The 10006-nt window shown below is 69.9% G+C and carries 10 protein-coding genes and 2 pseudogenes; 9 read left to right on the forward strand and 3 right to left on the reverse strand.

The genetic code is table 11. From position 1 onward, the window contains the following. Nucleotides 1-610: pseudogene (locus E8A12_RS04500) on the reverse strand (A/G-specific adenine glycosylase); the annotation flags it as partial. Nucleotides 611-669: 59 nt separating this feature from the next. On the opposite strand from E8A12_RS04500, the gene E8A12_RS04505 reads away from it, so the two are divergent. The 9 genes from E8A12_RS04505 (at nt 670) to E8A12_RS04545 (ending at nt 8772) form a co-directional block, all read left to right on the forward strand. After that, the gene (locus E8A12_RS04505) at nt 670-1221 is read left to right on the forward strand and encodes a DciA family protein (protein WP_293366570.1); all 552 of its coding nucleotides are present in this window, start codon (nt 670-672) and stop codon (nt 1219-1221) included. 92 nt (nt 1222-1313) lie between these two features. Continuing rightward, a complete protein-coding gene (locus tag E8A12_RS04510) occupies nt 1314-1949 on the forward strand; it encodes a DsbA family protein (protein WP_293366572.1) in 636 nt (211 codons plus the stop codon). A gap of 10 nt (nt 1950-1959) precedes the next feature. Then, nucleotides 1960-2583, forward strand: coding sequence for a DsbA family protein (locus E8A12_RS04515; RefSeq protein ID WP_293366574.1), 624 nt, complete (start codon nt 1960-1962; stop codon nt 2581-2583). 7 nt (nt 2584-2590) lie between these two features. Beyond that, nucleotides 2591-6034, forward strand: a complete 3444-nt coding sequence (gene smc / locus E8A12_RS04520) for a chromosome segregation protein SMC (RefSeq protein ID WP_293366575.1) — start codon at nt 2591-2593, stop codon at nt 6032-6034. A 327-nt stretch (nt 6035-6361) separates the two neighbouring features. Beyond that, the gene (locus tag E8A12_RS04525; protein WP_293366576.1) at nt 6362-6601 is read left to right on the forward strand and encodes an AtpZ/AtpI family protein; all 240 of its coding nucleotides are present in this window, start codon (nt 6362-6364) and stop codon (nt 6599-6601) included. Between the two features lie 8 nt (nt 6602-6609). Next, a complete protein-coding gene (locus E8A12_RS04530) occupies nt 6610-7437 on the forward strand; it encodes a F0F1 ATP synthase subunit A (protein WP_293366577.1) in 828 nt (275 codons plus the stop codon). A gap of 31 nt (nt 7438-7468) precedes the next feature. Further along, nucleotides 7469-7720: a F0F1 ATP synthase subunit C gene (locus E8A12_RS04535; protein WP_293366579.1), complete on the forward strand. Its 252-nt coding sequence runs from the start codon at nt 7469-7471 to the stop codon at nt 7718-7720. A 28-nt stretch (nt 7721-7748) separates the two neighbouring features. Continuing rightward, nucleotides 7749-8276, forward strand: coding sequence for a hypothetical protein (locus E8A12_RS04540; protein ID WP_293366581.1), 528 nt, complete (start codon nt 7749-7751; stop codon nt 8274-8276). A gap of 4 nt (nt 8277-8280) precedes the next feature. Then, a complete protein-coding gene (locus E8A12_RS04545) occupies nt 8281-8772 on the forward strand; it encodes an ATP F0F1 synthase subunit B (RefSeq protein ID WP_293366583.1) in 492 nt (163 codons plus the stop codon). Nucleotides 8773-8851: 79 nt separating this feature from the next. Here the strand turns inward: E8A12_RS04545 and E8A12_RS04550 are convergent, their stop codons facing one another. Further along, nucleotides 8852-9253, reverse strand: coding sequence for a hypothetical protein (locus E8A12_RS04550; RefSeq protein WP_293366584.1), 402 nt, complete (start codon nt 9251-9253; stop codon nt 8852-8854). Nucleotides 9254-9491: 238 nt separating this feature from the next. Beyond that, nucleotides 9492-10006, reverse strand: a pseudogene (locus tag E8A12_RS04555) (aminomethyl-transferring glycine dehydrogenase subunit GcvPB); the annotation flags it as partial.

A 10006-nucleotide genomic window follows, 5' to 3' on the forward strand; every position in this document is an offset into this window, starting at 1 on the left:
GCGGCGCCTTTGGACGGCAGACCGTAGCGCCCAGGTCCATCAGCGCCTGGGCCCAGTCGCCGGGGCGCTCGTGGCGGACCAGACCCGCCGCCAGGCTTTTCAGCTCCGGCTTGGCGTCGGGCAAGGGGGTCTCGACGGCGAACAGGCGCGCCATTACGCGCTCGACATTGCCGTCGACCACATTGGTCGGTTCGTCGAAGGCGATCGCGGCGACCGCGGCGGCGGTATAGGGGCCGAGACCCGGCAGGGCGCGCAGGCCCACTTCGCTGTCAGGAAAGAGTCCGCCATGGCCGCCCGCCACGGCGCGGGCGCAGGCCAGGAGGTTTCGAGCGCGAGCGTAGTAGCCGAGCCCGGCCCAGGCGGCCATCACTTCGCCGTTGGCTTCCGCGGCCAGGTCCCGGACGGTCGGCCAGCGCGCGGTGAAGCTGAGGAAATAGGGCGTCGCGTGCGGCACCGTGGTCTGCTGCAGCATCACCTCCGAGAGCCACACCCGATAGGGGTCGGCGCGGATCCCCGCGGCATGCGCCTTCGGCCTGACGCGCCACGGCAGGTCGCGGGCGTTGGCGTCGTACCAAGCAAGGAGCTGGGCGCGGAGACGGGAAGCGTTCACGTCTCCTCATATCGTCATCCTCCGGTCGCGCGCGAGCGGGATGCGCGTTAGATTGGCCCATGCCCCGCCGCGACCTGCCCAGCCCGCAAGAGGCGCTACAGATCCTGAGCGCCAAGCGCACGCGCCCGGCCCGCCGGCCGCCGCCGCCGCTCGGTCGGTCGCTGAACAAGACCCTGAAGGCGCTCGACGCCAAGTTCGGCCAGGGCTCCGGCGCTCTGGAAGCCCGCTGGCGCGAGGTGGTCGGCGTCGAGATCGCCAAGCGCACGGAGCCCGTGAAACTTACCCGCGGCCGCAATGGCGGCCCATCCTCGCTGGAAATCCGGGTGGCCGGACCGGCGGCGGCGATCATCCAGCACCAGGCGCACGAGATCCTGGCCCGGGTGAATCTCTTCCTGGGCGCCGACGCTGTGCAGAAGCTGCGCATCGTCCAGGGCCCGCTGCAGAAGAAGCACGAGGCCGCCGCCAAGCCGCGCCGCCGCCTTGCGCCGCTGGACGCTGCGGCCGAGGCCGGGCTGCGGAGCGAGCTGGCCACGGCGCCCGAGGGCAAGCTGAAGAGCGCGCTCCTGGCGCTTGGCCGCGGCGTCCTGCGCAAGGCCCGAGCTACGGACTGAGGCGGGCCCGCGACGCCATCGCCTGTTGCGCTGTTGGTGGCCCCGGATGGAATCGGGCTTTACTCGCCCCTCTTTAGGAGATCCTGCCCGCCATGAACCTCGCCCGCCCCATCCTCGCAGCAGCCCTCGCGGCCGTGCTGGCGGCTGGCGGGCTGGCCCTGGATGGCTGCGCGAAGAAGCCCCTCGACGCCGCCTCGGTGGCTCAGCCCGGCGACATGAGCCTGGGCAATCCGGCGGCGCGGGTGAAGGTGATCGAATACGCCTCGGCCAGCTGCCCGCATTGCGCACGTTGGGACATGGACGTCTTTCCGGCCTTCAAGGCCAAGTACGTCGACACCGGCAAGGTCAGCTACACCCTCAAGGAATATCTGACCGAGCCCCAGGCCCTGGCCGCGGCGGGCTTCCTACTGGCGCGATGCGCGGGGCCGGACCGCTACTTCCCGGTGCTAGACGCAGTGTTCCGCGGCCAGGATGATATGGTCCGCACCGGCGACCCGCGCGCGGTTCTGGCCCGCATCGCCGCCGACCCCGGTGGCATGACGCCAGCGCAACTCGACGCCTGCATGCGCGACACAACGGCGGAAAAGCAGCTGGCGGCGCGGGTCGAGCGCCATGCGCATGTAGACAAGATCGACTCGACACCCACCTTCATCATCAACGGCGTGCGGATCGAGGGTGAGATGAGTCTGCCCGAGCTCGACGCCGCCATCGCCAAGGCCGCGGGCTAGGAGCCGAAGAATGCTGAACCGTCGCTCCGTCCTGACCGCCGCCGCCGCACTCGCCGCCAGCGCCGCCTTGGCCGCGCCGGCCCCGGCGCCCGACGACCTGAGCCTGGGCAACCCCAAGGCCAAGATCGAGATTATCGAATACGCCTCGCTCTCCTGCCCGCACTGCGCCCATTTCAACGAGGCGGTCTTTCCGGCGCTCAAGACCAAGTACATCGACACCGGCAAGGTGCGCTACACGCTGAAGGAGATGCTGACCGAGCCGGCAAATGTCGCGGCGGCCGGCTTCCTGCTGGCGCGTTGCGCGGGACCCGACAAGTACTTCACCGTCGTCGACCAGGTATTCCGCAGCCAGCCGCGCTGGACGCAGGGCAACGTCAAGCCGATCCTGGCGGAGATCGGGGCCGCCAATGGCGTCGACGCCGCGCATTTCGACGCCTGCCTGCAGAACCAGGCGGCGGTGGACGCGGTGGTGGGCCGCGCCAAGCGCGCCGCCGATCAGGACGGGGTCAATTCGACGCCGACCCTGTTCATCAACGGCAAGAAGATCGAAGCCGTGCCGCTGACCGCCGAAGAGCTCGACGCGACCATTGCGGCCGCCACCAAGGCTCCCTCGGCCAACAAGGGAGGCCGCTAGACCTCCCGTGCACTTCCAGCGGCTGCGCCTTTCGGGCTTCAAGTCCTTCGTCGATCCGGTGGAGTTCCGGATCGAGCCCGGCGTCACGGGAATCGTCGGGCCGAACGGCTGCGGCAAATCGAACCTTCTGGAAGCGTTGCGCTGGGTGATGGGCGCCAATTCGGCCAAGGCCATGCGGGCCGGAGGCATGGACGACGTGATCTTCGCCGGCTCGGGAAACCGGCCCTCGCGCAACCACGCCGAGGTGGCGCTGACCATCGACAATTCGGATCGCCGCGCGCCGGCCGCCTTCAACGACAATCCGGTGCTCGAGGTGGTCCGCCGCATCGACCGCGGTGAGGGCTCGACCTATCGGATCAATGGCCGCGAGGTGCGCGCGCGCGACGTCCAGCTCCTGTTCGCCGACGCCTCGACCGGCTCCAACTCGCCGGCGCTGGTCCGGCAGGGGCAGATCAGCGAGCTGATCGCCGCCAAGCCGCAGAACCGGCGGATGATCCTGGAGGAGGCCGCCGGCGTCTCGGGCCTGCACTCGCGCCGCCATGAGGCGGAGCTGCGCCTGCGCGCCGCCGAGGCCAATCTGGCCCGGCTGGAGGACGTGGCCCGCGAGCTGGAAACCACGCTCGGCCGCCTGAAGCGCGAGGCGCGCCAGGCCGAACGCTACAGGAAGCTGTCGGCCGAAATCCGCTCGCTGCAGGGTGCGGTGCTCTACGCGCGATGGGCCGAGGCCAGGGCCGCCGCCGAACGTCTGGGCGCCGAAGCCGCTGCCGCCATCCGGGCGGTCGAGGATACCACCGGGGCTGCAGCCGCGGCCACCACTCGCGCCGCCGCCGCCGAAGAGGCGATCAAGCCGCTGCGTGAGGCCGAGACCATCTCCGCGGCCATCCTGCACAAGCTGGCTATCGACAAGGACCGGCTGGACCGCGAGCACGAGGCGCACGCCGCTGAGATGGAGCGGCTGACGGGCGACCTCGCCCGCATTGACGCCGACCGCGACCGCGAGGAGCACATTGTCGAGGACGCCGGCGCGGCGCTGGCCCGCTTGGCGGAGGACCTGGAAGCTCTTGAAGCCGCCATCAAGGCTGCGCCCGAGCGCATCCCCGAACTGGAGGCCGCCGCCCGCGCCGCCGAGGCCGCCCGCGCCGCCGCCGACGCCGAGGTCGAGGCTCTGGCCGCCCAGGTCGCCGCCCAGGAGGCCGTTCGCGAGGCCGCCGCCCATCGCGTGGAAGAGGCGCAGGCGCGCCAGTCGCGCACCCGCCGCGCCCTGGACCAGGCCAAGTCCGAGCGCGAAGCCCTGGGCGTCACCGCCAACCCGCAGGCCGTCCAGGCCAAGGCCGAGCTGGAGGCTGCGGAGACCGCGCTGGCCGCCGCCCGCGCCGCCCTCGACAAGGCCGAGGAGGACCGCACCGCTGCGCAGGCCACCGAGGGATCCGCCCGAGAGGCCGCCCGTAAGCTGGACGAACAGCTCGGCCGCCTGACCGCCGAGGCGCGCGCGCTTGCCGCCCTGGTCGCCCAGGCCAAGCGTGGCGGCTTCGCCCCTGTGCTGGACTCCGTCTCCCCCGACCGCGGCTATGAGAAGGCCTTGGCCGCGGCCATGGGAGACGACTTGGACGCGGCGCTGGACAGGTCCGCGCCGTCCTTCTGGGGCGGCCGCAACGCCGAGGCCCCCACGTGGCCAAAAGGCGCGACGCCGTTGGTCGGACTTGTGAAGGCGCCTGCCGCCCTGACCGCGCGGCTGATGTTCACAGCCTTGGTCGACCGGGCGGACGGCGACAAACTGCAGGCCGGCCTCGCGCCCGGCTGTCGGCTGGTCTCCAAGGAGGGTGATCTCTGGCGCTGGGACGGCTTCACCGCCCGCGCCGACGCGCCGAAGCCAGCCGCAGTGCGTCTGGAGCAAAAGACCCGGCTGACCGAAGTCGAGGCCGAGATCGAGGCCCTGACGCCCAAGGCCGTGGCCGCTCGGACGACGCAGGCGGACGTCGCGGCCCGGCTGGCCGCGATCGAAGAGGCTTTGCGCGCCGCACGGCGGGAGACCCCAGCCGCCGAACAGAAAGCGCTGGCCGCACGCACGGCGCTCGAACGATTTGACCGCGAGGCCGCCCGCAAGGAGGCCCACGCCGCCTCCCTGGACGATGTCATCAGCCGCTTCGCCGCGGAGATGGCGGAGCTCGACCAGGCGCTGGCCACGGCCCAGGCCGCGGCTTCCAGCGAAGCGGAAAGCGAGGACCTCGCCGAACGGCTGACCTTCGCCCGCGCCGCCGCGGGGCCTGCCCGCGAGGCCGCCGCGGAGGCCCGCGCGGCCCTGGATGTCGAGGTCCGCGAAAAGGGCGGCCGCGAGCGGCGCCTGGAGGCTCTGACCGCCGACCGTGAGGATTGGACCCGCCGCGCCGCCGCCGCGGGCAAGCGGCTCGAAGCCCTGGCCGCCGCCCGCGGAAGGTCCGAGGCTGAGCTCGCCAAGGCGAAGGCGGCGCCGGAGACCCTTGAGACACGCCGCGCGGCCCTGTTGGATGAACTGTCGGTGGCCGAGGCCCGCCGCGCCAAGTCCTCCGACGCCCTGGCCGGCGCGGAGCACGACCGCGCCGAGGCCGACCGCGCCCTGCGGGCCGCCGAGGCCGCCGCCTCCGAGGCCCGCGAGGTGCGCGCCAGCCTCGCCGCCCATTCGGAGGCGGCGACGGCGCGCCTCGCCGAAGTCGCCGCCCAGATTCGCGAGACCGCCCGTATCGAGCCGGAAGCCCTGGCCCAGAACCTGGCCGACGAGGCGGTCGCCATCCCAACCGACGCCGGCGGCATCGAGGCCCACCTCTACAATCTGGAACGTCAGCGCGACGCCATTGGCCCGGTCAACCTGCGCGCCGAGGAGGAGGCTGCAGAATACGCCGCGCGCCTGGAGACCATGCAGGCCGAGCGCAGCGACCTGAGCGGCGCGATCGCGCGCCTGCGCGAAGGAATCGCCGAGCTCAACAGCGAGGGCCGCGAACGCCTGCTGGCCGCATTCGAGGTGATCAACGAGCACTTCAAGACGCTCTTCCAGGCCCTGTTCCAGGGCGGCCAGGCGGAGCTGCGCCTGGTCGAATCGGAGGACCCGCTTGAGGCCGGCCTGGAAATCTACGCCTGCCCGCCCGGCAAGCGCATGGCGACCATGAGCCTAATGAGCGGCGGCGAGCAGGCGCTCACCGCCACGGCCCTGATCTTCGCGGTGTTCCTGGCCCAGCCAGCGCCGATCTGCGTGCTGGACGAGGTGGACGCACCGCTGGACGACGCCAACGTCGACCGCTTCTGCAACATGCTGGACGAGATGCGCCGGCGCACCGAGACGCGCTTCATCGCCATCACCCACAATCCGGTGACCATGGCGCGCATGGATCGGCTGTTCGGAGTCACGATGGCGGAGCGCGGCGTCTCCCAACTGGTCAGCGTCGACCTCTGCCAAGCCGAGGCCATGGCGGCGCAGTGAGCCGGGCGCCAGAGTCGCCTCTGACGCCGGGGCAGGCGTCGCGCCGTGAGCCCAGGTCGCGGACCATGTGTCGCGACCTCACAAATCTCTTTTAAAAACAACATGATAAACTGTGTTCGCCCAGCCTTGACGCGCCGCAGCACGGTCTATAGGTTCCGCGCGACCTAAAAGCCCCCGCCGTGGCGGCGACGTCTCGGTCATCAGGCCTTCCGACGTATGCCACACCCCCATGAGCCGCCAGATGAGGCCCTAGCCAGCCTCGATCAGCGCTTGGGAGCGGCGGAGGCGGCGCAAGCCCGCAAGGTGAGTCCCGAGACTCACGCGGCCATGGCGCAGGGTTACCGCTTCGTGGGGGAAGTGGTTGGCGGGGTGCTCGGCGGCGTCGGCCTTGGCTGGCTCTTGGATCGCTTCGCGCATACGCAGCCCTGGGGCGTGGTCGGCGGCTTGCTGATCGGCACCGGGTTCTCGATCTTTACCGCGGTCAGCGCCGCGGCGAAGGCGAACAAGACAGCAATGGGCGCGAGCGGGACGGTTCCTGTCGCGGCCGACGACGAAGACGAGGACTAAGGCCGCCCATGGCGAACCAACCCGCCATCGACCCGATGCACCAGTTCCTGATCCACAAGATTGTGGAGCTGCCGACCTTCCATGTCGGCAAGCTGGCGTTCGACATGTCGATCACCAATTCGGTGGCCAGCATGATCGCCGGCGCGGCGATCCTGATCCTGTTCTTCATACTTACCGCGCGCCGCGAGATCGTGCCGAACCGCGGTCAGGCGCTGGCCGAGAGCCTCTACAACATCATCGACCGGGTGCTGGTCGGGCCGATCATCGGCCCGGAGGGCAAGCCTTACGTGCCCTACATTTTCGCTCTTTTCCTGGTCATCCTGGTGCTGAACCTGATGAGCGTCGTGCTGGCGATCTTCAACGTCGGCGGCCTGGAACTGACCTTCGCCGTGACCTCGCAACTCGCGGTGACCGCGACTCTGGCCGTGCTTACCTTCTTCAGCGTCTTCATCCTGGGCTTCGTGAAGCACGGTCCGAAGTTCGTGACCCTGTTCGCGCCCTCCGGCATGCCCTGGCCCATGCTGTTCTTCATGGTGCCGATCGAGATGATCTCCTACTTCGTCCGGCCGGTGACGCTGGCCATGCGTCTGTTCGGCAACATGCTGGGCGGCCACGTGGTGATGAGCCTGTTCGGCTCCTTTGTGGTGGCGCTGGGCATCGTGGCGCTCTCCGGCGGCCTGGCGACCCTGGCCTTCATCCCCAGTGCGCTCTCCTTCACCATGATCGTGGCGCTGACCGGCCTGGAGCTGGTGGTGGCGATCCTGCAGGCCTTCGTCTTCGCGGCGCTGGCCACCGTGTACCTCAACGAGGTCGTGAACTTCGGTCACGGCCACTAACCCCACGAATTTCCAAAGAGGACTACCTGAGATGAACCCCGTCGCTTCCGTCGTCGACTTCCACACCTCCGCCAAGCTCATTGGCGCCGGCCTCGCCGCCATGGGCATGATCGGCGCCGGTGTTGGCCTCGGCGTGCTGTTCGGCAGCTACCTGCAGGCCGCGATCCGCAACCCGGCGGGCGCGTCCAGCCAGCAGACCATGCTGTTCCTCGGCATGGCGCTGACCGAAACCATGGGCCTGTTCGCCTTCGTGGTGTCGCTGCTCATCCTGTTCGGCTCCTGAGCCCGAACTGTTGAGAGGCTGATCGCCGATGGCGACCGAGACCCAAGAAAGCACGGCCGCGCCGGAGGCGAAGCCCGCCGGTCTGCCGCAGTTCGACTTCCAGTGGTGGCCGGGCCAGATCGCCTGGTTCCTGATCATGTTCCTGGTCGTGCTGGTGTTCGTTCGCCTGTTCGCAGCCCCGCGGGTTGGCGGTGCGATCGACGCGCGCGAGGGCAAGATCAGCGGCGACATCGCCGACGCCCGTCGGCTGAAGGACGAGGCTGAGGCCCAGGCCGCTGCTGCGGCGGCAGAGACGGCCCAGGCGAGGGCCGCAGCCCAGCGCTTGGCCGGAGACGCCCGCGCCAAGGCTCAGGCCGAGGTCGCGGCCAAGCTCGCGCAGGAAGAAGCCAAGCTCGCCGAGAAGGCTGGCGTTGCCGAAGCGCGGATCGCCCAGTCACGCGACGCCGCTATGACCCATGTCGCCGGCATCGCCGCCGAGGCCGCCGGCGCCATTGTCGGCAAGCTCACCGGACGCGCCGCGACGCCCGCGGAACTGACCGCGGCGAGAGGATCCTAGGACCATGGAACTGCTCACCGACGCCCATTTCTGGGTCGGCGTCGCCTTCGTCGTGTTCCTGGTCGTCCTGGTCGCCGCCGGCGTGCATAAGTTCGCCTGGAAGGCCCTGGGCGACGCCGGCGACAAGGTCCGCGCGCAACTCGATGAGGCGAACCGCCTGCGCGAAGAGGCCCAGGCGCTTCTGGCCCGTATCCAGTCCGACCGCGAGCATTCCGAGAATCTGGCCGCCGAGATCATGGCCAACGCCCAGGAGCAGGCCACCCGTCTGCAGGCCGAGGCCCAGGAGCGTCTCGCCGAGCAGATCGAGCGCCGCGGCCAGCTGGCCGAGCGACGCATCGCCACCGCCGAGGCTCAGGCCGCGGCCGAGGTGAAGGCCGCCGCCGGCGAACTGGCCGCCCAGATGGCCGAGACCGTGCTCGCCGCCCGCATCGCCGGAGCCAAATCCGATCCGCTGATCGACGCGGCCATCGGGCAGATGGCGGGCAAGCTGCAGTAGACCTGGGTCGCTCAAACACAGAAGAAAGCGCCCCGAAGTTGCCTTCGGGGCGCTTTCGTATCTGGGTCGCATGAAGCGGCTAGGCCATCTTCCGCTTCATCCGCCGGCTCAGGGCCCGACGGCTGCGGCCGGCGAACCGGGCGCGCTTTGGAAGAAGCAGCCGCTCAAGGCGCAGGTACTGCTGCCACATCACCGGGACGATCTCCGGGTCGCGCCGCATCAGGCGGCGGATCGGGAAGACCATGTTCGGGTGGGCATGCTGCATGCGCAGGAACTGCCGCTTGGCGCGGAACGAATTGCGCAGGACGATCATCAGCCCGATCACCAGCAGCGGCAGGCCGATGTGCCCCGGCAGCGGCGCCAGGATCAGCCCCGCGATCATGATCAGCCCGCCCAGCCCAAGCAGCAGCCAACGCGCCAGGCGCGAGGCTAACTCACGGGCGAACTCGTCGGAGGCGCGATAGACGCGCAGGGAGGGCATGGCGAAAGTCACTGGAGCGAAACCTGGGAGCGCGCGCACGACTCAAGGGGAGGCTTAAGCCGCCGCTGCGCAAGCTTGATATGCGAACGCACTCTAGAGTCGTAAAGGCGCCGCCTCGGTTAAATTTCGCTCATTTCGCCTATTCACCGCGGGATGGCGCCGGCGCCACACCTGCGATGCAAGCCGGTCACGAAATCCTCGCGCCAGACGCGAAGTTTCTTTCCGTTTACGGAAGGGGCTATTCCGCGGCGAGCGGCGTCGCCGCCTCCGGCCGCCAGGTCAGCTTCGGCTTGCGGGCGGCCTGGGTCTCGTCGAGCCGGCGCATCGGCGCGAGGTAGGGTGCGCCGGTGAACCGCTCCGCGTCGCCAGCCTTGGCCGCCTTGGCCAGCGCCAGCAGGGCGTCGCAGAACCGGTCGAGCTCGCGCTTGGACTCGGTCTCGGTCGGCTCGATCAGCATCGCACCGTGCACCACCAGCGGGAAGTACATGGTCATCGGATGGAAGCCCTCGTCGATCATCGCCTTGGCGAAGTCGAGGGTGGTGACGCCCGTCCCTTCCAGCCAGGCGTCGTCGAACAGGGCCTCGTGCATGCAGGGCCCGTCCGGGAAGGCCGGCGTCATCTCGGCGGCGAGGCGCGCCTTGATGTAGTTGGCGTTCAGCACAGCGTCCTCGGCGACCTGGCGCAGGCCATCGGCGCCGTGGCTGCGCATGTAGGCGTAGGCGCGGACGTACATGCCCAACTGCCACGGCTCGG

Origin of the sequence: Phenylobacterium sp. (assembly GCF_004799395.1) — a bacterium.
Taxonomy (GTDB): Bacteria; Pseudomonadota; Alphaproteobacteria; order Caulobacterales; family Caulobacteraceae; genus Phenylobacterium.

Excerpts from the sequence above, each read along its gene's own strand:
- E8A12_RS04525 (WP_293366576.1), top strand. The coding sequence starts at position 6,362 with ATGGCGCAGGGTTACCGCTTCGTGGGGGAAGTGGTTGGCGGGGTGCTC.
- E8A12_RS04505 (WP_293366570.1), top strand. The coding sequence starts at position 670 with ATGCCCCGCCGCGACCTGCCCAGCCCGCAAGAGGCGCTACAGATCCTG.
- E8A12_RS04545 (WP_293366583.1), top strand. The coding sequence starts at position 8,281 with ATGGAACTGCTCACCGACGCCCATTTCTGGGTCGGCGTCGCCTTCGTC.
- E8A12_RS04550 (WP_293366584.1), bottom strand. The coding sequence starts at position 9,253 with ATGCCCTCCCTGCGCGTCTATCGCGCCTCCGACGAGTTCGCCCGTGAG.
- E8A12_RS04535 (WP_293366579.1), top strand. The coding sequence starts at position 7,469 with ATGAACCCCGTCGCTTCCGTCGTCGACTTCCACACCTCCGCCAAGCTC.
- E8A12_RS04510 (WP_293366572.1), top strand. The coding sequence starts at position 1,314 with ATGAACCTCGCCCGCCCCATCCTCGCAGCAGCCCTCGCGGCCGTGCTG.
- E8A12_RS04540 (WP_293366581.1), top strand. The coding sequence starts at position 7,749 with ATGGCGACCGAGACCCAAGAAAGCACGGCCGCGCCGGAGGCGAAGCCC.
- E8A12_RS04530 (WP_293366577.1), top strand. The coding sequence starts at position 6,610 with ATGGCGAACCAACCCGCCATCGACCCGATGCACCAGTTCCTGATCCAC.
- E8A12_RS04515 (WP_293366574.1), top strand. The coding sequence starts at position 1,960 with ATGCTGAACCGTCGCTCCGTCCTGACCGCCGCCGCCGCACTCGCCGCC.